This window comes from Actinokineospora diospyrosa, from assembly GCF_024171925.1.
GTDB classification, from domain to species: domain Bacteria; phylum Actinomycetota; class Actinomycetes; order Mycobacteriales; family Pseudonocardiaceae; genus Actinokineospora; species Actinokineospora diospyrosa.
Genome location: NZ_JAMTCO010000002.1, coordinates 1 through 22448, shown reverse-complemented (window position 1 = coordinate 22448; position 22448 = coordinate 1). Strand labels below are relative to the sequence as shown.

Below are 22448 nucleotides of genomic sequence, written 5' to 3'. Positions count from 1 at the left end.
GACCGCGGGCCCCGACGTCCCCCACGGGCGCCGGGGCCCGCCCTTTTTGCTCAGTACCAGCGCTCAGCGACCTTGGGGTGCGACCGCAGCCACCCCAGCAACGCGTTCTCCCCATACGCCGACAACAGCGGGTTATCCGCGTCCTGGCTAATCCCCCGCGCCGCAGCGGCCAACTCGGCGGGCAGCTCTATAGGCTCCACCACCGCATCCAGTCGTGGCCCCAGGAAGAACGGCACCGAGTACCGATCCACCCCAGCAGGCGGCGAGATCACCCGGTGCTTGGTAGCCACTAGATACCCCTGCGTGGCAATCTCCAGCATCTCCCCGATGTTGAGGATAAAACTCCCCGGAATAGGCGTCGCATCCACCCAATCCCCGTCCGGGATCTGAACTTGCAGCCCGCCTATCTCGTCCTGCTGGAGCAAGGCCAGGAACCCGTAGTCCTTGTGCGCCCCAACTCCCTGATCACTACCGTCATCCGCCCGCCCCGGGTACCTGACAATCTTCGCGTGGGTCGCCGCCTCCTCGTCGAACCACTTGTCGAAGTACCCCTCCTCCTGCCCCAAAGCCACCGACAACGCCCGAAGCACCTCTTGACAAACCCGCTGGGCCTCCGCCTGCCACGCCAAGGCAACCTCACGCAACTCCGGCAGCCCTACCGGCCACTGATTCGGCCCAACCAACCGCAACCACGCGGGGTCACCAGCCCCCAACTCGAGCGCCTCCCGCTCCGGCCCCACATCAATCTGCTCCCGCCAGTCCCGCCTCCCCCCGGTCCGCTCGTTCCCGGTCCGCGTATACCCCCGAAAGTGCGGCGAGTTGACGTTCTCGATCGCCAACCGCTCAGCCTCGGGCAGAGCGAAGAACTCCCGCGCCACCGCGAAGATCCCGCTGGTCAACGCCTCCGGCACCCCATGGCCGATGACGTAGAAGAACCCCACCTCGTGCGCGGCCCGCCGGATCTCCGCCAGGAACGCAGCACCCCCAGAACCCCGAAACCGAGAGATGTCAATCAGTGGCAGCGCAGTCATATGCCGAGCGTAGGTCGCGTACCGCCCGGTGCGCAGTCCTCCCACATCTCGGACTGGCGCTCTTGTGCGCCTGGGGGGCGTTGGGAGTTGTCCACAGGGGCTTGCTGTTTGGGCGGTGTTGTCGGTGGGGTTGGGTATTCTGTGAATCGGGGGCTTCTCAATTAGTTGATCTTGCGTGGCGGGATTGCGGCTGGGGTCGCGACTTGCTGGGGACTGAGTTGTCCACAACGCCGTCTGCTGTCCACAGGCCGCTGCTCGATGCCCCTTTCTGTCGGCGCTACTCGGTAGGCTGTGCATTCGGGGGACTCTATTTCAGTTGATCTTGCGGATGGGCTGCTGGGCTCCTCGATTTGTCCACAACGTCTTCCGTGGTCCACAGATCGCCGCTCTTTGCTCCCATTCTGTCGGTGCGCCTCGGTAAGCTGTGTATTGGGGGGTCTTGGTTGAGTTGATCTTGCGGGAGGTGTTGTGGTGGTTGGTTGTCCACAACGCCTGCGGTTGTCCACAGGGTCTTGCTTGCTGCTCCCGGTTTGTCGGTGGTGCGCGGTAGGCTGTGTATTTGGGGGCTTTCGGTCAGGTTGATCTTGGCGTAGACCGGGGTTGGGGGTGCGGGGCAAGGGATTCGGGCCTCCGCCTTCGGCTCCGGGAAACGCCTCGTCGCCTGGCGGCAACATCGGCGGGAAACGCGGCAATGCGACAAGCTCGATGGGGCGAACTTGTTTTGCGCGGGGCCCCTACAACACCCGACGCAGAACCGCAAAGCAGGGGCCCAAAAGCAGGCCCTGCCGCGCGGAAACGCTACGGGTGTTGTCCCCCCACGCAAAACAAGTCCGCCCCATCGAGCATTTGGCACCAGCGAGTCCGACTGTCCAGGCGCTGGGAAGGTGGGCTGGGGCGGACCTGACGGCAGCCGAGTTGGCACCGCCGGGTCCGACTGTCCAGGCGCTGGGTTGGCAGGGCCGACGAGGGCGGGCTGGGATGGCACCGGCCGTTCCGAGTGTTCAGGGGCTGAGCAGGTGGGTTGGGGCGGACCTGACGGGGGGCGGGTTGGCACCGCTGGGTCCGAGCGTCCAGGGCTGGTCAGGTGGGGTTGGGGCGGACCTGACGGCAGCCGAGTTGGCACCGCCGGGTCCGGGTGTCCACGGGCTGGGTTGACGGGTTTGGGGCTGGACCTGACGGAGGGCCGGGCTGGCACCAGCGGCTTCCGAGTGACCAGGGGGGCTGGCACTGTGGGTTAGGGCAGACCTGACGGGGAGCTGGGGTGACACTTCGGTTTCCGAGTGTTCAGGGGCTGACCAAGTGGGCCGAGGCGGACCGGACGGAAACCGGGGTGGCACCTTGGCTTCCAGGGGCCGACGTCAGTGGCTTGGACAGGTCGGCGAGAGAGGCAACCAAGCGTGGAAGTGAGGGTGAAACAGCGCAATGGTGGGGGTTACTCGGGTGTCCGGAGTGTGGTACTTCCCAAGGGGTTCGACCTGCCAGAGCCGACCTCGGGAGGTCGCGGTGGGTGCGGACCGGTGGGATGATCTTGGGTATGGCTGAGGGGGTCGGGGAACTCGAGTTGACCGTCGGGCAGTTGGCGCAGCGGAGTGGGACGTCGGTGTCGGCGTTGCACTTCTACGAGCGGCAGCGGTTGATCAGCAGTCGGCGAACGGCGGGGAATCAGCGGCGGTACCACCGGGACACGTTGCGGCGGGTGGCTTTGATCCGGATCGCGCAGCGGGTCGGGATCGCGCTGGTGGAGATCCGCGCCGCGCTGGAGACGCTGCCCGAGGGGCGGGTGCCGAGCAGGCGGGACTGGAAGCGGATGTCGCAGGGGTGGCAGGACGAGTTGAGCGAGCGGATCCGGTTGCTCACGCACCTGCGCGACAACTTCGCCGACTGCGTTGGGTGCGGGTGCTTATCGATCAGCCACTGCGCTTTAGCCAACCCCGACGACCACATGGGCGTGGTCGGGTCGGGGCCGAGGGTGTTGCTACCGGAGGAGGAGACCGGGTGAGGGGACGCCCCGGACAAGGCGTCCCCTCGGCGGGCTCACGCGGTGTACGGGCGCTTGGCCCTGGCCTCACCCAGCGCCAGGGACCACCACGTGAGCTGGTCGAGCAGGGTCTTGGCGGCGGCCTCGGCCGCGGCGGGCTCTCGGAGGGTGCCGTCGGGGTCGAACCGGTCGGGGTGGTTGTGGAAGCTGATCGAGTCGCGGATGGCGACCGCGTGCAGTTCGGCGAAGACCTGCCGCAGGTGCTCCACGGCGCGCAGGCCGCCCGCCATGCCGCCGTAGGAGATGAGGGCGACCGGTTTCGCCTGCCACTGGGTGAAGTGCCAGTCGATGAAGGCCTTGAGCGAGGCCGGGTAGCTGTGGTTGTACTCGGGGGTGATCACGACGAACGCGTCCGCCCGGGTGAGCCGGGGGTCCAGGGCGCCGAGCTTGGCCCTGACGTCCGCGGTGGGGTCGTCGGTGAGCGCGGTGGGCAGGTCGAAATCGATCAGGTCGATCACGTCGACCTCGATGTCGTCGCGTTTGCCCACCTGCTCGACGAACCACCTCGCCACGGTCGGGCCGAAGCGTCCTTTTCGGACACTGCCGGTGATGACGGCGACGCGGCTGGCTGGAGTCGGCATGACGGGAGTTCCTCTCGGTTCGCGCGACCGGGGTCACGCTGGGCGCACGCTGCGCCACTCGACGTCATCGACGCTATGACCTCCACCTAACTGGAGGTCAAATCATCCGCCCGGCAGCTTGCGTAGTCCGGCAGCAGGCCCGCGGCCAACGCCTGGGCAAGGGTCGGCGCGCTCTGGTCGCGCTCGGCGAGCACCAGGGTGAGCCCGCGCGGGATGGGCAGGTCGAGCCCGGCGTCGAGCGGGGACAGCGCGGCGGCGGTGTCGTCGTCGTAAGGCGTGGAGGTCAGCCGGGTCAGCGTGGTCTCGCCCGCCAGCGCGATCGACAGGTGCCCCACCCCGGCGGGCAGGTAGAGCGCCCGGAAGTGCCGGTCGTCGAGCATCACCGAGTCCCAGCGGCCGAAGGTGGGCGACCCGACCCGGGTGTCGACGACGATGTCGAGCGATTTGCCGCGCACGCAGTAGACGTACTTCGCGGTGGGCGGCTGGTAGTGGATGCCCCGCACGACGCCCTTGCGCGAGCGGGTGGTGGCCGCCTGCGCGACCGGGAACAGCGGGTGGCCGACGGCGGCGGTGAACACGTCCTCCCGGTAGGTCGACACCGTCACACCGCGCCGGTCGCCGACCTGCTCGGTGCCGAACTCCACGGCGCCCTCGACCCGCAGTCCCCTGGATAACATGGCAACTCCTCACTCGACACGCCCCTCCCACCGATGCTGGAACCTGAACTCGGGTTCAGGTCAAGCGGCGTGACTCCACTGGCCCAGCCCGGATGTCGGTGTCGGGTGGTGCAATGGGGGCAACAGGACGCGGCACAACCAGGAGGACGGGCGTGGACGGCTTCGCCGTGGTCGACACCGAGACCACCGGGATCGACCCGACGCATCGGCACCGGATCGCCGAGGTGGCGGTCGTGCACCTGGACGCCGCGGGCGCGGTGACCGGGGAGTGGTCGACGCTGCTCAACCCCGAGCGCGACCTGGGGCCGCAGGCGATCCACCGGATCACCGCGGCCGAGGCGCGGCGGGCGCCCCGGTTCGCCGACATCGCCGGTGACCTGGTCGAACAGGTGCGCGGTCGGGTCGTGGTCGCGCACAACTGGCCGTTCGACGCGATGCACCTGCGGGCGGAGTTCGCCCGGATCGGCGTCGAGTCGCCGTTCGACGACCTCGCCGGGTTCTGCACGATGCGCGCGGCGAGCATCGTCATGCCCAACTCCCGGCGGTCCCTGGTGGCCTGCTGCACGACGGCAGGCCTACCTGCGATGCGCTGGCACACTGCTCGCGATGACGCTATGGCGGCGGGCGCGCTGTTCGGCCACATGCTCGCCCAAGCACCTGAGGTCGTGCGGCCCACCGACGAGCAGTTACAGGCCGCCGCCTGGGGTTGGCCCGCGTTAGCCCGCGATCTGGCGCCCACTGCGCAACGGCTGCCCGCCGATCACGTCGAACCGCACTTCCTCGCCCGCCTGGTGCCCTGGTTACCGCGGGACGAGGAGCCCCTCGTCGACGCCTACTTCGCGGTGCTCGACGACGCGCTGCTCGACCGCCGGATCTCGGCATCCGACGCGGATGCCCTGGTCGGGGTCGCCACGCGCCTGGGTTTGCGCCGGGAGGAGGTACTCGCCATCCACCACACCTACCTGCGCGCGTTAGCCCAGGCCGCGGTGAGCGTGGGCGAGCGGGAACTGGCCGACATCGGCTTGGTCGCTACCCTGCTGGGCCTCGACGGCGCCGCGGTCGCCGATGTGCTGACGCCGGGTGATCGGGTGCGCGTGGACCCGGCGCCGACGGTGGGTGGTCTGGTGCTCCGCCCGGGTGACAAGGTCGTGTTCACCGGCATGATGACCGCCGACCGCGATGACCTCACCGCCCGCGCGGTGGCCGCGGGTCTTCGGGTGATGACTGCTGTGAGCAGGCAGACCCGCCTGGTCGCCGCAGCGGATCCGGACACCATGTCGGTCAAGGCGAAGGATGCCCGGGTGCTGGGCGTCCCGGTCGTGACCGAGGATGCCTTCGTGCGCGCGCTAGCGGCTTTAGCGGGCTAGACGAGAGCGATCAGGAGTCCACTAAGGACTACCGTGGCCAAGGTGAGCCAGCCGAGCGGAAGACGAAACCCGGTCGTCTTGGCTGGTTTCTCCTCCGGCGAGACTACCTCGACCGTCATCGGAATGTTGCGGTGCCAGAAGTGGCCCAGCCGCCGCCATTGGGTGCGCTCATCATCGCCCGGCAGCGCGAGGTGGGCGAGCAGTGCCTGCCTATAGAGGTCGAACGCGACCTTGACCTGCCCCGCATAGAGGCGGGCAGGTGCAAGAGCGCTGCGGTAGCTCCCCCACGCCACCAGCAACCCACCCCAGTAACAAGCCAACACCAAGACAGGTCCACTACGGACGAAGGCGAGGTAAGCGCCAGAGGTGATAGCGAAGAAGCCAGCCATGGCGGAGATGGTCAGCTGGAACTCCAACTCCGTGCGGGCGGCGGTCAGCGAGGCGATCAGCTTGTCCGGCAACAGCGGGTACAGGCGCGGCCACGTCACCACCGCGTCGAGGCCGTACCGCTCGGAGGGGTAGGTCTCAGCGTCACGAAGGACGTCGCCAAGCCGCGTGGGAGTCTCTCGGCGGCGCCAACGAGTGGCCCAACCCGCCATAGCGCTACCGACCCTGCCTGACCAAAGCCCTTCGTAGGCGCGGATCAGCGAATGTGCACGCCCAGCCACAACCGCGGCCACGAGCACGGCGACAACGACAACCCCCGTGCCCAGCAGCACGCGGACCATCCCGTCCAACTTGTTCCACGTAAGAAGGACCTGCCCGGGGTTAGCGAGCGTCCCCACCACTACCGCGCCTAGACCGCCCAAGGTGGCCAGAGTCGGCAAGAGGGCGTTGATCAGGAACCGGCGGTCGAAGAGGCCACCGGTCTCTCGCGCCACGTCGGCGAGCACGGTCAGGCCTCCAAGACGAGGTCGTGGGGTGCCCGGTCCGGGTTGGCGCACCGCGGCGGCTTCTGCGGGTGCCAGTAGGCGATCGCGTTGACGTAGCCGCAGTCCGGGTACTTGCACGCCACGTGCGCCAACGGCAGCAACACCGGGCCGGGCAGGACCCCGTCCGCCGCCCCGCCCCCGATGCCCATCAGGTTCTCCGAGGGCTTGTGCGCGATCGACGCCAGATATTCCGCCACGACCGACCTAGCCACCACGCCGAACACCGCGCCGTCGCGCACCAGGACCAGGTACGGCATGTCCAGCACCAGCAACGTGATCGCGCGCGACCTGGCGAACTCGGCGACCGTCATGTCCGCGTCGACCAGCACCGACGGCCGCTGGCCCGCGCCGGTCACGGTCCCGAGCACCTCGTCGTCGGCGCCGAGCAGCACCGCGGTGCCGGAGGTGAACTCGGCCGCGGCGCGCACCAGGGTCACCTCGGTGTCGGCGACCGAGGAGAACGGGTCATCGGGTCTCATCGCCAGTCTCCGATCAGCACGAACGCGGCCCAATTGGCGGGTGGTGCGTAGATTCTCCTGGAGTAGTCCGGGGTCCCGCCCACGCCCGCGGCCAACGTGCACGCCGCGTGCGCGATCAGCAGGTCCGGGCTGTCGTCGGTCGCCAGCAGTGCCGTGTACTCGCGCAGCGCGCCCGCGAAGTCACCGGCGCGGAAGCGGGTGTCGGCGATGTCGCGGGCGGGCATCCCGGTGCGCTCGCAGTGGGCGAGCACGTCGGCCGCGGTCGCCTCCCGGACCGCGGTCTGCGCGATCCGCAGCGCCTCCGCCTTGCCCGCGCCGTCGGCCCTGGCCCGGTAGAACGCCGCCATCAGGATCGTCGTCGGCAGTTCGTCGACCGACCACAGGCTGACCAGCACGCTCGCCGCCCCCGCGTACACCAGCGCCCTGGTCAGGCCGAACAGCTCGTCCCCGGGCCTGCGGTCGGCCAGTCCGCTCTGGCAGGCGCTCAACGTGACCAGGTCCGCGGGCAGCGACATCCCCAGGATCCGCTCGGCGGTCAGCAGCCCGTCGTCAGCCCCCGACGCCGCGAGCAGGACCCGCGACCGCACGGGCTGCTCGTGGTCGAACTCGCCGTGGCAGGCGATGTGCAGGACCGACACCCCGGTACCCATGGCGTCGGCCAGGGCGGGCACAGTCGCCTCGTCGCCGACTAAGCACGTGCGAGCGCCGAGTCGCTGGGCGTGCGCGCGGGAACGCGGCAGCGGTTGGTCGGCGCGGGAGTCGGCAAGCACGACGGTGCCCGTCGCGTCGGGGCGTCGTCGCGCTTGGCTATAGCGCATCACGGTGGCGCTTGCGGTGTAGCAAACCGGGTTCCGCGCGCCCAACGGCCGCCCATCGACCTCGACGGCGTGCAACGGCAAGCCGTGTAAGAGGTCGTGCGGCACGATCCAGATCACCGCCCCTTCAGCGCACGCTTCGACCAGCGGAGCCACCAAGGGCACCAACGGGACCCGCCACCGGTCCGGGTCGCCATCACCGATCTCGCGCGCGGTCTCACCGAACTCCGCGACGATCCCGACCAGCTCGTCGCGCGTCATCGGCACCCGCACCACCCGCGGCGCGCTGTCGCCGGACCGGGCCAGGAACAGCACCACCTCGTCGACCGTGACGTGGTACTCCGCGAGCGTCGCGTCGTGCAGCGTCGCCGCGATCTCGGCGAACCCCGCGGGCTCGCCCCGGCGCAATGCCGCGTACTCCGCCGCCCGCCCGCCGTGCTCGGCCATGGCCCGCCAGGTCTCGGCGAGCTCGGCGCGGGCGGCGCGCAGCAGGGCCAGGTTCCGGGTGCGCTCACCCGGTTTCCGCGCCGCGCTCGCGCTGCGGCGCACCTGCTCGAGGTGGCGCCGTTCCCGCGCGGCGAGCTCCGGCGGCACACCGCGCGCCGCGAGCGGCGTGGAGTCGCCGAGCAGCTCCAGCAGCAGGCGCGACCGGGCCCGCTCGGCCAGGTCGAACGCGGCCGTCGCGGGCCACCGGACCTCCTGGTCGCGGGCGAGCAGCGCGATCAAGCGGCTGTGCGGGTCGTCGAACCACCCGTTGACCTGGATCCGCAGCGGCTCGTCCACCAGGTTGTCGGCGAACTGGGACCGCAGCGCCAGCGCGGCCTGGAAGGTGTCGTGCGCGGCGACCGGGTCGCGGTCGGCCTGCGCCCGGCCGAGTTCGAGCAGCACGGAGGTCGCGGGGGCCAGTTGCGCGTTGTCCGCGAGCAGGGTCGCGGCCGCGCGGAGCTCGGTCGCGGCGCGGGCGTGGTCGCCACCGCGCCAGAGGCGCTCGCCGCGGGTGATCAGCCGCCGGGCGTGGCCCTCGCCCGCTCGGAACACCGCGAGCTGGTCCGGCGCGTCCCGCGGCGCGTGCTCCGGCAGCGGGTTCCACGGCGGGTCCGCCAAGGGGTGGACCGGCGGCAGCGGGCCCAGCGGACCGGGGAGGTCTGCCCCGGCAAGCCTGCGCACGGCCGGGGGCAGGGCGTCGTTCGCGGCGATCGCCGCGCGGACCGGCGCCGGGTCGGGCACCAGCCTGGCCTCCGCCAGCCGGGCGAGCGCGGCCAGTGCGGGCAGGTCGGCCTCGGTGAACGCGGCCGCGGCCGCCCGGTACGCGGCCAGCGCGGCACCGCGGTGGGTATGGACCTCGCTGATCTGCCCCTGGGTGAACAGGCAGTCGCCCCTGGCCGCGACCAGTGCCGGGGCGGAGTCGACCAACTGCTTCGCCACGTCCAACCAGACCTGGGCGGTCCGCACCGCCTGCCTGCTCGGCGGCCACCCGGCGGCGGTCAGCTCCTTCCTGGCCCTGGCCGCCAGCGCGTGCGGCACCGCCGGGTCCGGCGCGTACAGCCAAGCCCCGCGAGCACGGGCGCCGTCGGCGGTGCGCGGTTGGAACACCGAGGTGTCGGACAACCGCGCCCACCACGGGGACCGCACCTGGACCGCCACCGCGACCAGCCCGACCGAGGCGAACGCGACGCTGGTCCAGAGGAGCTCGACCTCGTGCCGGAGCGGGTAGCCGAGCACGGCGTAGAACAACGCTTGGCCGTTGAGCACGGGGCCGAGGGACTGGGTGACGGAGAGCGCCGAGCGGCTGCCGGTGCGGCGCAGCCGCCAGGTCAGCGCGATCTGGGCGGCGAGGATGAACGGGGCGAGGACCACCCAGACCTGCGTCGAGCGCGCGAAGACCGAGCCGTTGTTCAGCATCATCAACACCCACAGCAGGTGCACCTGCGCCTCGGTGAACAGCAGGGACCGCCTCGGGTACCGGCTGAACGGGCGCGCGCGCCACGCCGCCCCCCACGCCACCGCGGTCGCCGCCGCACCGGCGGCGATCAGCACCGGTGTCCGCCCAGTCGTGAGCACCACGGCGATGGCGGTCACCAGCGGCAGCGCCACCACCAGCCAGTAGCCGTACGTCGCGATCAGCACCGATGGCTCCGGCGCGATACCGGGTCGGCCCTGGTCGCCGCGACGGAGCCGCCGCCCGTACCAGAACATGTCCCAGTGGTGCGTGACCCACTGCCGCCGCGCCAACCAGGACACCCCGAAGCTCCCGAGCGCCACGTACAGCGCGAGCGTCGTCGACGGGAGCCCGCTGATCGCCGAGGCAAGGACGTACGCCGCGGCGGCCCAGGGGAGACCGACTCCGGCCACGGCGACGTACACCGAGAACAGCAGCCACCCGACCGGACCCGTCGCGGGCAGGTCGGCGAACGACCCGGTCACCGCGAACGCGACACCGATCAGGATCTGCGCGGCCCGCAACACCTGATCATCATGGCAGCGCGGACCGGCCGCCGGGGGCGAAGTCGACCCACTCCGGCGACACCCCGTAACGCGGTGGCCACCGGGGGCGACCAGACCTCACGTGGCCCCGCTCGCGCAGCCCTCGACCCTGGCGGAGGTGCTGCTGGTCTGCGCCGCCGTCGTGTTCGCCGAACTCCGCCGCCGCGAGTCCCTCCGCGTCCCGCTGACCCGCTCCCCGCTCTGGTACTCGGCCGACGTCCTGCTGGCGATCGCGCTGCCGCTGGTCGCGGGCCCGCTCGGGTCGCTCCCGGTCGCGGTCGTCGCCGTGGTCGGGCTGCTGCTCGGTGTGGCGGGGATGGCGACCACCGGCCTGGTCTGCGCGCTCGTGTTCACCTTCGGCTCGAACCCGTTGGCGACGTGGCTGGTGGCGCCGCTGCTGCTCGGGGTCGCGTTGCGCAACCTGCGGCTGCCCCCGGACCTGTGGGTCTTCGGACCCGAACCCCGCACCGACCCCATCTTCCCCGCCGCGCCCGACATCTTCTGGGGAGTGGCCGCGCGGGCCGTGTGCGTGCTGCCGCTGCTGGGTGTGCTGCTGATCCCCGGCCCGGCCCCCTGGCTGCGCGTCGCGGGCGCCGCGGCGGTCGGACTGGTCCTCTACAGCGCCGACCGCGGCCGCCGCCCGCTGCTCATGCCGCACCGCAGGACCGCCCGGATGGGCACCGTGGGCCTGCTGGCGGCGCTGGCCGTGGTCGCCGCCGGTCCGCTGGGTGAGTGGACCGCGCGCTGGTGGGCCGAGACCCCGTCGTTCACCGCGTGGGAGGTCTCCCGGTACATGTTCTACGCGTGCGGGGCCGAACTCATCGCGGGCCCGGCCTTCCACGGCACCCGGCTGGGGGTGGTCAGGATCCGCGTGCTGCAGGCCGTGTTCGGCGCGCTGCCGCTGGTCACCATCGTCTCGGTGACCCCGTTCCTACTGGTCGGGGTGTTCCACCCGAGCCACGAGCCGCTGGTCGCCGCCACCGCGGGGCTGGGCATCGGTCTGCTGTGGGTGTTCGCGGCGCACCTGCCCGCCAGGAAGAACCGGCTGGCCGCCGACGTGATCACCCTGCTGGGTGCCAACCCCCGGGTGCGCGGCAACCTGCTGCAGGCCTGGACCACCGACACCTTCCAGCGCCAACGCGGTTGGATCCGCCGCCCCTGGGACTACTCACTGGTGCACGCCTGCACCGAACTGGCCGTGCGCTGCTCCCGCGCCGCGCGCCTGACCACCGGCGTGGAGGTCCAACTCCCCTGGGCCAAGCACGTCCGGCTGACGCACCACGACACCACCCGGCTGCTCGCGCTCGCCGAGGAGGTCCTCGACTGGATCGGCACCCGCTTCCCCCCGGTCGACGACCAGAAGACCCTGCTGGGCCACCGCCAACTCACCGCCCGCGCCCACCTGGCCGCCAAGACCGCCGAGGTGGCCCAGAACCTCGACGACCCGCAAACCGCCTACACCGCCACCCGCCAACGGGTCGACCTCCTGCTGGAAGCGGGCGCCCGAACCCACGCCGCGCTGGCCCTCGTCGAAGGCGCGAACTACGCGGTCTGGCTGGACGACCAGGACACCGCGACCGAGCTGCTCATGGCGGCGGGCGAGCTCGACCTTCCCCCCGCGGTGCGCCGCTTGCTGCTGATCAACTGGGCTCACGTGGACAACGAAGCGGGGCTACCGGGGGCGCGGGAGCGGTGGGCGGCCGCACTCGCCCTGCGCGAACGCTCCGCCACGGCCCTGAAAGCGGCGATCGAGGCCGACCCGGTGCCGTTCGAGGAACAGGAGCGCCCGTCGGAGGTGCACAAGGCGGTGGCTCAACTGGAACTGCACCTGGAGCGCACCTTCACCTCCTGACGCCCCAACGGAAAGAGGCGGCGACGGGAGACCCGTCACCGCCTCCGATCGAGCGGGATCAGCCCTGCGGGACCTGGACGAACCGCAGGTACGGCCGGACCTCGTCCACCTCGCCGAACTTGCCGCGCGCGTCCTCAGTGGACACGGTCGGCGGCACGATGACCCGGTCGCCTGCGCGCCAGTCGACCGGGGTCGAGACCGCGACCCGGTCGGTCAGCTGGAGGGCGTCGAGGGCGCGCAGGATCTCGTCGAAGTTGCGCCCGACGCTCTTGGGGTAGGTGAGGGTGAGGCGGACCTTGTCGGCCGGGTCGATGATGTAGACGACGCGGACCGAGGAGGTGTCGCCCTCGTTGGGGTGGATCATCCCGTAGAGCTGGGCGACGGTCTTGTCCGGGTCGGCGATGATCGGGTACTCGACGGTGGTGTCGCTGACCTCGTTGATGTCGGGGACCCACTTGGCGTGGTCGGCGACGGAGTCGACCGACAGCGCGATGGTCTTGGTGCCGCGGGCGGCCCACTCGTCGCGCAGTTGGGCGACGCGGCCCAACTCCGTCGTGCAGACCGGGGTGAAGTCGGCGGGGTGGCTGAACAGCACCGCCCACGAGCCCTTCTTCCACTCCCGGAACTCGATGGGTCCGGCCGTGGTGTCGGCCTGGAAGTCCGGCGCGGTGTCGCCCAGTTGCAAAGCCACCAGGGGGTCCTCTTCTCCGATGTCAGGACATTTTGTCGGGATTCTAGGGATGGCGGCGCGACGCGGAACAGGATCCCGACTCAGATCACAGTTGCCAACTCGACCCCGGCCGCCAGGGCGGCCGCCTGGTAGGGCGGCAGGTCCTCCCCCGCGAGCACGACCTCCAGCAGGGCGCCGTCCATGCCCCAGTGCAGCGCGGCCTGGGCGTTGGCGACACTGCCCCCGGCCAGCTCGACCACGTAGACGAGCTGGTCCCCCGCCACCCGCCTGGCCCGCAGCACCCGCCGCAGGGTCGGGTAGGTGGCCGTCGTCGCCCGGACCTGATCATCCACTGTGGACTCAGCGGGTTCCGGCACGAACCGGGTGTCGGCGGCGGCAGGGGGCGGCAGGTCCGCGATGATCGGGCTGTCCACCCGCACACCCTCCCCCGCGAGCAGTTCCCGCTCCACGTCGGTCAAGCCGACGCCGTGGTCGGCCAGGGCGAACAGCAGGGTCCGCTCGAGGTCGGCCAGCTCACCGGCCCCCAGGGTGGCGCGCAGCACGGCCAGGTCGTCGTCCGGCAGGCGCCCCGCGAGGCGGCGGAGCACGGTCACCCAGGCGTTCACGGTCAACACCCTGCCACCGGGACGGGCGAGCCCGGTATCGGGACCCCCGCGAGGTCGGTGGTGTAGACGACCGGGTTGCCCGATTGGTCCAGCGCGGGCCGCCCATCACGCGCTACCGCCGGGTACTCCCAGGTGTCAGCGGTCTGGTTGTAGCGCGGCGGAAACGTCCGGGCTCCGTTGAGCTGGGGGTCGGCGGGCGGGCTCGGCGGGTTCTTGAAGATGGTTCGATCGTCGAGAGTCGTCGTCTTGTCGACGTGGACCTGATCGCGAGTGGCGATCTTGTTGGGTCCTGCTCCTCTATCTGACGGGTAGCCGTTCCTGAACACGCCGTCTTCATAGACATAGAGGTCCAGTTCGACGGTGATCCCCTTGACCGTCGCCTGCCCCAGGTAGCGCCAAGACCACACCTGCGCGTTCATGTGGTTGCGGTCGGCGCGAGGGTCATTGGTGGGCTGGAGCTGCTTGTCGACTGTGTTGCCTTGGTCGACAACCTGCGCGATGGCTTCCTTGATGTCGTCAGGCGTCCAAGCCTTGGGAAACTCGGTCTTGTTCGGCCCACCCGCGCCCGAAGCGTGTCCGCCTCGATCCTGCTTGCCGGGGTTGGCCGGGTCGTACGGGTCGCCTTGGAGCATGTGCTCGAAGTTGGGGGCGGTGTAGACGAGGTCCTTACTGGTTGGCTTCTTCGTTGGCGCTGCCGTGGGCCGTTGGTGCAAGAGGGCCCGCACGTCGTCGACACCGAAGACGTACCTGCCGCCCGGTACATGCGCTCGAGTGAGCCTGTTGGCGACCATCAGCTCGGCTATAGCCGGTTCCCCGGTGGCGTCACGAAGCAGATCGATCAGTCGCTTGCCGCCCGCGGTGTGCAAGCTGAGCTGGTCGACCAGGATGTTGCGCTGGACCTGGCCGTAGGCGGGGAACGCGTCACCGAAGTCGAGGACGAGGACCTTGGCGAGGCCGGTGGTGTCGACGCCCGCGAACGCCTGGACGCCCTTGTCGACCGCGTCGTACACCCGCTGGTCGCGGTCCTCCGGGTTGGTCACCGACGCGATCGAGTAGACCCGCTTGGCCTGCGCGTCGACCAGCAACCCCTTGTCCACCCGCAGCGTGTTCGGCGTCCGCCCGCCCTCCTGGGCCAGCTGCGACAACAACGACAACGCCTGCCTCGCGGCCAACCGCTCGGGCCCCTTGCCCTTCACCGCCGCCCTCGCGAGCGCGATCGCCGGGCTGGGCGCACCCGCGTCCACCGCGATCGCCGGGTGCTTGGCGAGCACGGTCAGCAGGCTCAGCAGCCGGGCGTCACCGGACTTCTGCACGATGCCGACGACCTCGTCGAGCAGCGGGTCGCCCTGCCTGGCGAACCCCGCGACCGCGGGCCCCGGCGTGGACAGCTTGTCGATCACCGAGTTGACGTCCGGCCCGGCGACCGCCGGCTTGCCCGGCACCGGCCGGTTCGGGTCCACGCCGCGCTCGTGCAGTCGCTTCCCGGTGTCCAGATCCGGCCCCGCCACCGCCGTGACCTGCGCGAACGCGGTGACCGTGTACGGCCGGGTGCAGGTCTGGGTGCAACTGGACGCCGGGTTGAGCACCTGGAAGACCTGCTGGGTGGACTGCAGCGGGCCGAGGGAGATCGGCAGCACTCCCCCGCCGCCGCTGGTCGAGGTCACCGAGAGCATGCCGGTGGCGGTCTCGTCACCGGCGTTGCGGACCTCGACCGCGGTGGGGCACATCGGGGTCATGCACGTCCCGGAAGGCAGCACCGTGACGGAGATGCTCGGCCCGTGGTTGGGCTCGGGCACCGGCGGCGGCGCCGGGGCGGTCGCCGCCTGCTGCTGGGCATCGGCGAGGGCGCGGCCGGTGCTCTCCCGGCACGGGTCGTCCACGCCGCTGGTGCTGACCAACGCGTACGGGAAGTTCGCCGCTTGAGCGCGGCCACCGAGTTTGCGGAGTTTGTCGCCGGTGGCCGCCAATGGTCCGCCGACGCCGAGCAGCCGGGTGCCACCCTCAGTAGCCAGGTACACCGTCCACGGCGACCCCCGTGGGGACAGCGCCATCGCGCGGGTGCCGTCTACGTAGACGGTCGGCTCGGCGGTCCAGTCGTCGCCCGCGAACATGTCGCGCAACCGCTTGCCCGACAACGCCGTCAGCATCCCGATCGGGAAGCCCATGTCCTCGGTCGCCTTGACCCACTTGCCCGCGATCTGGTGGGCGTAGACCGGCACGGTGTTGAGCCACCACGCGGCGTTGGCGTTGACCACGACCCGGTCGTCCACCGCGACGAAGGTGGCGGCCCCGCCCGCGCCGTCGGTGACCGACGCGGTGGTCTCCCCGCCCGCGAGCGCGACGACATCGATGCCGAGCCCGATGCCGCCCTCGGTTTCCAGGGTGCCGCGCAGCCTCAGGTCGCCGAGCTCGGCCAGTCGACCGAGCGCGGACGCCCCGAGATCCGCGGCGGCCGCCGCGCTCGGCCGCCCCACCACCCGGCCCGGCTCGGCGAACACCGAGACGAGCACGGCGGCGACCACCGCCAACACGACGACCGCCAGCGGCGCGCGCCGCGACGGTGGTCGCCGCGAAAGTTGACGCATCACCAGACCCCCGATCCGGATTCCCGGGTCGGTCACGCTCGACCCGTGCCCCCGCATTGTGCTCTCGGGGTACGACAATTCGGGTGGGGCCACGCCACACTGTCCGGTTGACACAGAGTGGACACTTTCGGGGCCGCGTCAGTGGTTCGCGTGATAGTGACGCCGGATCTGGGCGTCACTCAGCTGGGACCCGTAGACCGCGTACTCGTCCAGGGCCCCGACGAGGTAGTCGCTGATCGGTCGGTTGGGGTAGTTGGTGAGGATGCCGCCACCCCATCGCCAGTACCCGGTGTAGTTCTGCGCTGTCGTAGTTGCCGCGTCCTGTGCGACAAGCACTCCGTCGACATAGAGCTTCATGCCCGCTGAGCCGAGGCTAGCCGCCATGTGGTGCCATGTGCCGTCGTTGTACGAAGCCACCGAGTTGACCGATTTGATCCCACCGGCCGGGTTGACGGCGAACGTCACCCGACCGGCGCTGTCTAAGTACACAACCCTGTCTCTGGCGGTACTGCTAACGCTGACCGTGTCGAAGAAGCCCCCGATCAGCCCGCCCCAGTTGCCGCTTACCTTGAACCAGGCCTCGATCGTGAAGTTCGTGGGGTTGGCGAAGCTGGTCAAGTTGGTCGCGTTGGTCGTTCCGTTGAACCCGGTCGCCGTACTGGAGCTCTGCCCTTGCTGCGCACCTTGCAGCGCACCGGGTTGAGCCGCGTTCATGGGCGACAGAGCCCCCGCGACCGGGAGCGCGGCCGGAGCGGGCGCGCCAGCGTTGTAGAGATTCTGCACCTGCGCGGTCGACAGACCCGCCTGGATGGTGCGGACCTTGTCGATGATGCCGTCGAAGTAGTCCATCTGGCTGCCGCTGCGCAGCGCGCGACCGACCTGCAACGGGTTGGTCGCGTTCCAGGCGCCGGGATGCGAGACGCTGCCCTGGAGGACGCCGTCGACGTAGAACCGCATGAGCTGGGAGCCCGCGAAGAACACGCCAACGAGGTGGTACCAACGGTTTTGGGTAGCGTCGGCTGTGCTGTAGACCGTGTCGTAGGTGGGCGAGTTGCCATCGGTTCTTGGCATGCGGAACACCCACTTCACGGATGCGATGTCCGCGCCAAGCATGAACGCGCTGCCTATCGTGCCCTGTTGAGACACTACGGCGCGGTCCTGCGACGGTGTTGTCATATAGACCCACGCGGACGCGGTGAAGGTGAAGTCGGTGCGGATCGCGGGCGACTGGCTGACGGTCCAGCTGCTCGACCCGTTGTAGATGCCCGCAGTGCCTTCGTAGCCGGAATCAGTCCACTGCACGGCATTGAGCGCGCCGGTGTTGCCGTTGCCCGAGGAGTCGGACACGGTCGTGGCGATGTTGTCGTTGAACTGCCAGTCAAGCGTGGGCCGGGTGTAGGCGTCTTCCACGTCGGACGAGCTGAGCACGCGGTTGTAGAGGGCGACGTCATCGATTCGCCCGGGCCAGTAGTCGACGTAAGAACCGCTGCGCTGGCCGCGACCGATAGAGATGGATCCGAGTCCGTTCCACCCACCGGTCCGACTGACCGTGGACTCCAAGGTGCCGTTGAGGTAGATACGCATCTGCCCCGCGGCCGCGTCCCACACCCCGAGAACGTTCATCCACGCGTTGGCCACCGCCGGGTTGCTCGTGGTCGCGGAGACGGTGGCCGAGCCGACTGTGTCGGACGTGGGCATGATGAAGGCGAACTTGCCCGTCGAGGCCACGTAGGTCAGGGAGAAGCTGCTGTTGTTGACGCTGTCTTTGGACAGAATTGTCCTGTCAACGCCACCCGAGCTGCTGATGTACATCCATGCCGACGCCGTGAAGCTGGTGTCGGTGCGCAGCGAGAAGTGCGACGCGGTGACGTAGTCATCCACGCCGTCGAAGGTCAGCGATCGAGTGGTGTGGCCGTTGGTGTTCCAGGTCGCACCGCTGATGGTGCCGTTGTAACCGTTGGGGCCGGAGTCGGTCAGTACCGATCCGCTCTGCTCGAAGGCGTACTGCGCGTTAGGCGCCGTGGCCGCGCCCATGATGCCGGAGATCTCGCTGGCACCAAGCACGCGCGAGTAGACCCGCACGTCATCGATAGAGCCTGCCCACGGGTACAGCCACGACCCATTGATGAGCACGCCGCCTGCCGCCATGACGCCCCCGGCTCGCCACTCGTAGGAGTCCGAGCGAGGGCCGCTGGCCTCCAGAGAACCGTTGACATAGATGCGGAAAGCGTTGTTGGGGTCGTCGTACACACCGACGATGTGGGTCCACGTGTTGGAAGCAACCGAGGTCGACGAGATTACATAGTCTTCGGTGGGGTTCGCGACATCACTTCGAGGCAGGCCGAAGCGCCACTTGCCGCTCTGGGTATAGATGTACCAGGCGTTGTGGGTGTTGCCTGCCTGCGACAGGGCTACCGCGGTCGACGAGGCGGTACTGGTCCTTACCCACACGGAGACACTGAAGCTGGTGTCGGTGTTGGCGGACGGGCCGGTACTGACGACACGGTCGTTGACTCCATCGAAGGTCACCGCGGACCCGGTCAGCCCGGTCGACCACGTGGGACCGTTGATCAGGGTGCCCGAGTTGGCGCCGCCGGAACTGTCCGACGCCGCGATGCCGCTGGCGTCGTCGAAACGCCAGTAAGTGTAAGGCCCGTTGGTGGGCGCGTTGTACTGACCGGGACGGCTGTTTCCCGATGAGTCAGCCGCTGTGCTGGTAGCCGAAGAGGACTGAGCCTCGTCCTGCCGGTGGTAGAACAACGGGCTGTCGCCGGTGACCGAGGCCGAGTACGTAGGGAAGGATGCCGCAGTGCCAAGGGCGTTACCGGACGTCGTACTCGTGGAAACAAACTTGGCGAATCCACCGCTCTCCAGCACGATCGCCAGAATGACGCCTAGCGCTACCGTGGCGGAAACGCGCTTATCCGTCCGACGCCTGGTGACGTCGAACGGATGCTTGCGATGCCTGCCCGAAGTGGGCGGTAGATCTGTCGGGGGCGGTTGCCCGCGACTACGGCGTTCCCAAGCAAGTACGACCAGCCCACCGAGGGCGACAAGGCTCGCACCTAGCGCGAACCAGTTCTTGGTCTGTGCCCAGTAGGCGGGCAACCCGACCCACGGCACCCGCAGTCTGCCCTGACCGAGGACGTCGTCCTCGGTCACGGGAGTGCTGTCGGCCTCCGGGTTGGCATCACCCTTGGTCACGAAGGTGGCATCGTCGTTGAGCTTGATGATGCGGTGCATCAAGACGCGGTTGTCGTGCGCGGGGTCATCGAACGCGATAACGGCGCCCGCAGCGGGGTGATCGGTGAGCAGCGTGCCCACGATGACAACATCACCTGTGCGGATAGCAGGCGCCATCGAACCCGACAGCACCACGTAGGAGTGCCAGGAGACGATGTAGGGCAGTACGCACCACGCGAGCAGCCACACCAAAGTGGACAACACCGCTTGCGCCAAGAACGCCGCGACCGTGGGCACATAGCCCAGCAGTCGAGCGGCGTTCTTGGCGTTCACAGCGTCCTCCAGCACTCACTTAAGTGAGTGTTCTCAGTCTTCCAAGTGGTCTTACGTGCTCTGGGCTTCCCAGGTGAACCCGATGCCGGCGCTCTTGCTCTGGGCGCTGTTGTTGTCCTGCAGCGTGTAGGTGAACTGGAAGGTCTTCTTGGTGCCGTTGGTCGACGGCGTCCAAGTACCGATCCCGTTGCTGAAGTTCGTGTAGCCCGAGGAGAACGTGGCCAAGGTGCCGTTGTGCAGGGGGCCACCGCCGTCGGCGACGAACCCGGTGCAGTCGGCGTAGGTGCCGCCGGTGCCCTGGCGGACCACGAAGTCCAGGTACGGGCCGAGGGTGCCGGTGTACGAGGCCCCGGTCGTGTAGAGCTTGACCGAGGACGCCACGTTGCCGGTGAAGGTCACCTCGATGCAGCGCGATCCGGTGTCACCCGGCTTGAGGCCGGACACGTTGAAGAGCACCCCGTTGGAGTCGTCGTCGGAGATCGACACCGAACCCGAGTTGAACGAGTTGCCGCTGTTGGTCGTACTGGCGGAGAAGGCCGCGTAGCTGCTGAACCAGATGACCAGAGCGCTGGCGACCAAGCCGGTCGCCACCACCGCCGCTGCCTTGAGCCCGGACCTGTTCTTCTTGACCTGCATCGTCACTCACCCTCCTGTCTCTGCCCCACTGTCGGTCGACAACGCCCCACGATTAGGTGGTTCCGTTGTGAGGTGGTTGCTACTTCGGGTGCTCAACGGTTGCTCGATAGCGGAAGTGAGGGTGTTCACAGTCACCCCGCGGTGTTCCTCAGTTCGGTGTGGGCGCGGTCGATCACGCCACCATAGGAAGACACGGCGTCCCGCAAGGGCACTGGAAGGTGGCAACGATGTTCCTCGGCAGGGCCAAGGTCGGCACCCGGCTCGGCGGATCCTTCGCGATCCTGGTCTTGTTCATCGTCTTCGCCGCGTGCGCGGGGTGGTGGGGCCTGGCCAAGCAGGACGACATCAGCGGCCGCCTCGACACCCTGCGCCAGGTCCAGGACGACATCGACCTCATCAAGTACGACGCCGCCGACGTGACCGGCTGGCAGGCCCTGGTCATCGCCGACACCGGCGCCTACGGCGTCGCCGTCGCCACCGCCCCCGACGCGTACAACCACGCCGCGGAGCTCAAGGCCAAGAACGCCGTCTACACCCACCTCGACGCCAGCCACGTCGCGGCCATGACCGACACCGAGCAGGCCCTGTTCGCGCAACTGCGCCCGGCGTGGGACGAGTTCTTCGACTGGGACACCAAGATCATGGCGTGGCTGCAGGACGGCACCCAGGCCAGCATCGCCCGGTCCATGGACAGCATCAACGGCGGCGAGGCCTCCGCGGCCTACGGCAAGGTCCTCGACGTCACCACCGAGCTGACCAAGTCGATCGACGCCAGGATGGCCGACCTCAAGGCCGAGGCCGACAGCGCGCAGAACGGCAGCACGTGGGCCCTGGTCATCACCCTGGCCGTGGCGCTGCTGCTGGCCGCGGTGCTCAGCGTGTGGGCCACCCGCTCGGTCGTGCGCCCGCTCGCCGCGGTCGTGCGCGCCCTGGGCAAGCTCGAGCACGGCGACCTGACCACCCGCGTCGACCTGCGCACCACCGACGAGATCGGCCAGGTCGGCACCGCGGTCGACAGCACCATCGAGTCCCTGCGCAGCACCGTCACCAGCCTGTCGGCGCACGCCGAGTCGCTGTCCACCGCGGCCGACGAGCTCACCAGGGTCTCCACCGACATCGCGGGCTCGGCGAACAACGCCAGCACCCAGGCTGGCGCGGTCAGCGTCGCCGCCGAGCAGGTCCTGCAGAACGTCGACATCGTCGCCACCGGCGGCACCGAGATGGGCGAGTCGATCCGCCAGATCGCCAACAACGCCAGCGAGGCGGCCGAGGTCGCCAGCAAGGCGGTCACCGTGGCCGAGCAGACCAACCAGACCGTCGCCAAGCTGGGCGTGTCCTCCTCGGAGATCGGCAACGTGGTCAAGGTGATCACCTCGATCGCCGAGCAGACCAACCTGCTCGCGTTGAACGCCACCATCGAGGCCGCCCGCGCGGGCGACGCGGGCAAGGGCTTCGCCGTCGTCGCCGGTGAGGTCAAGGACCTCGCCCAGGAGACCGCCAAGGCCACCGAGGACATCATCAGCCGCGTCGAGGCCATCCAGTCCGACACCGCGAACGCCATCTCCGCCATCGGCGAGATCGTCAACACCGTCGGCCGCATCAGCGACTTCCAGATCGTCATCGCCGCCGCCGTCGAGGAGCAGACGGCCACCACCAACGAGATGAACCGCAACCTGGCCGAAGCCGCCTCCAGCAGCCGAGCCATCACCACCAACATCACCGGCGTCGCGAACGCCACCAACACCACCACCGACGGCGTCCACCAGTGGCAGCGCGCCGCAACGGAACTCTCCCAGATGAGCAGCGAAATGCACGCCACGGTGGCGAAGTTCCAGCTGTGAGCTTGGTGCCCGCCGGTCCACTGGGGGTCCGGCGGGCACCTCTTTCTCCCCACTCGCTCGGCATACACGAGTCGCTGCACCAACCCAGCGGCCGTCAGGCCCGCCTCAACCCGCCTGCTCAGCCGCTGGACACTCGGAACGGCCGGTGCCATCCCAGCCCGCCCTCGTCAGCCCTGCCAACCCAGCACCTGGACACTCGGACCCGGCGGTGCCAACCGGCCTTCCGTCAGGTCCGCCCCAGCCCACCTTCCCAGCACCTGGACAGTCGGACTCGCTGGTGCCAAATGCTCGATGGGGTGGACCTGTTTTGTGTGGGGG

General features: G+C 69.4%; 15 protein-coding genes. 4 read left to right on the top strand and 11 right to left on the bottom strand.

Annotated features, from left to right (window positions below):
* Nucleotides 1-50 precede the first annotated feature (50 nt).
* Nucleotides 51-1031, bottom strand: a complete 981-nt coding sequence (locus tag LV75_RS02795) for an isopenicillin N synthase family dioxygenase (protein ID WP_253885028.1) — start codon at nt 1029-1031, stop codon at nt 51-53.
* 1534 nt (nt 1032-2565) lie between these two features.
* Here LV75_RS02795 and soxR point away from each other — a divergent pair.
* Nucleotides 2566-3030, top strand: a complete 465-nt coding sequence (soxR, locus tag LV75_RS02790; protein ID WP_253885027.1) for a redox-sensitive transcriptional activator SoxR — start codon at nt 2566-2568, stop codon at nt 3028-3030.
* A gap of 35 nt (nt 3031-3065) precedes the next feature.
* Here the strand turns inward: soxR and LV75_RS02785 are convergent, their stop codons facing one another.
* Nucleotides 3066-3650: an NADPH-dependent FMN reductase gene (locus LV75_RS02785; RefSeq protein ID WP_253885026.1), complete on the bottom strand. Its 585-nt coding sequence runs from the start codon at nt 3648-3650 to the stop codon at nt 3066-3068.
* A gap of 86 nt (nt 3651-3736) precedes the next feature.
* Nucleotides 3737-4327 carry a dTDP-4-dehydrorhamnose 3,5-epimerase family protein gene (locus tag LV75_RS02780; RefSeq protein WP_253885025.1) on the bottom strand — a complete coding sequence of 197 codons (591 nt, stop codon included), beginning with the start codon at nt 4325-4327 and terminating at the stop codon, nt 3737-3739.
* A 152-nt stretch (nt 4328-4479) separates the two neighbouring features.
* On the opposite strand from LV75_RS02780, the gene LV75_RS02775 reads away from it, so the two are divergent.
* Nucleotides 4480-5694 carry an exonuclease domain-containing protein gene (locus LV75_RS02775; RefSeq protein WP_253885024.1) on the top strand — a complete coding sequence of 405 codons (1215 nt, stop codon included), beginning with the start codon at nt 4480-4482 and terminating at the stop codon, nt 5692-5694.
* On the opposite strand, the gene LV75_RS02770 is transcribed toward LV75_RS02775, so the two are convergent.
* From LV75_RS02770 to LV75_RS02760, 3 genes are read right to left on the bottom strand one after another with little or no spacing between them, the layout of a single operon-like run.
* Nucleotides 5691-6587 carry a hypothetical protein gene (locus LV75_RS02770; RefSeq protein ID WP_253885023.1) on the bottom strand — a complete coding sequence of 299 codons (897 nt, stop codon included), beginning with the start codon at nt 6585-6587 and terminating at the stop codon, nt 5691-5693. The two genes, LV75_RS02775 and LV75_RS02770, sit on opposite strands and share 4 nt — an antisense overlap.
* Before the next feature lie 2 nt (nt 6588-6589).
* The gene (locus LV75_RS02765; RefSeq protein WP_253885022.1) at nt 6590-7105 is read right to left on the bottom strand and encodes a hypothetical protein; all 516 of its coding nucleotides are present in this window, start codon (nt 7103-7105) and stop codon (nt 6590-6592) included.
* Nucleotides 7102-10386: a CHAT domain-containing protein gene (locus LV75_RS02760; RefSeq protein ID WP_253885021.1), complete on the bottom strand. Its 3285-nt coding sequence runs from the start codon at nt 10384-10386 to the stop codon at nt 7102-7104. The genes LV75_RS02765 and LV75_RS02760 overlap by 4 nt, the downstream gene beginning before the upstream one ends.
* A gap of 100 nt (nt 10387-10486) precedes the next feature.
* Here LV75_RS02760 and LV75_RS02755 point away from each other — a divergent pair, with 100 nt between their 5' ends.
* Nucleotides 10487-12256 (top strand): hypothetical protein, encoded by a 1770-nt coding sequence (locus LV75_RS02755; protein ID WP_253885020.1) that lies wholly within the window; start codon nt 10487-10489, stop codon nt 12254-12256.
* Between the two features lie 58 nt (nt 12257-12314).
* Here LV75_RS02755 and LV75_RS02750 read toward each other — a convergent pair whose 3' ends face one another.
* The 5 genes from LV75_RS02750 to LV75_RS02730 form a co-directional block, all read right to left on the bottom strand.
* On the bottom strand, nt 12315-12947 hold the full coding sequence (locus LV75_RS02750) for a peroxiredoxin (RefSeq protein WP_253885019.1): 633 nt from the start codon (nt 12945-12947) through the stop codon (nt 12315-12317).
* Nucleotides 12948-13027: 80 nt separating this feature from the next.
* On the bottom strand, nt 13028-13552 hold the full coding sequence (locus LV75_RS02745; RefSeq protein ID WP_253885018.1) for a hypothetical protein: 525 nt from the start codon (nt 13550-13552) through the stop codon (nt 13028-13030).
* A gap of 2 nt (nt 13553-13554) precedes the next feature.
* Nucleotides 13555-16137 carry an EndoU domain-containing protein gene (locus tag LV75_RS02740; protein ID WP_253885017.1) on the bottom strand — a complete coding sequence of 861 codons (2583 nt, stop codon included), beginning with the start codon at nt 16135-16137 and terminating at the stop codon, nt 13555-13557.
* A gap of 138 nt (nt 16138-16275) precedes the next feature.
* Entirely contained in the window at nt 16276-19668 is a 3393-nt protein-coding gene (locus tag LV75_RS02735; protein ID WP_253885016.1) for a signal peptidase I, read from the bottom strand.
* 36 nt (nt 19669-19704) lie between these two features.
* Complete coding sequence (locus tag LV75_RS02730; RefSeq protein WP_253885447.1) at nt 19705-20289, bottom strand: TasA family protein; 585 nt, start codon at nt 20287-20289, stop codon at nt 19705-19707.
* Between the two features lie 227 nt (nt 20290-20516).
* On the opposite strand from LV75_RS02730, the gene LV75_RS02725 reads away from it, so the two are divergent.
* Nucleotides 20517-22130, top strand: a complete 1614-nt coding sequence (locus LV75_RS02725) for a methyl-accepting chemotaxis protein (protein ID WP_253885015.1) — start codon at nt 20517-20519, stop codon at nt 22128-22130.
* Nucleotides 22131-22448 lie beyond the last annotated feature (318 nt).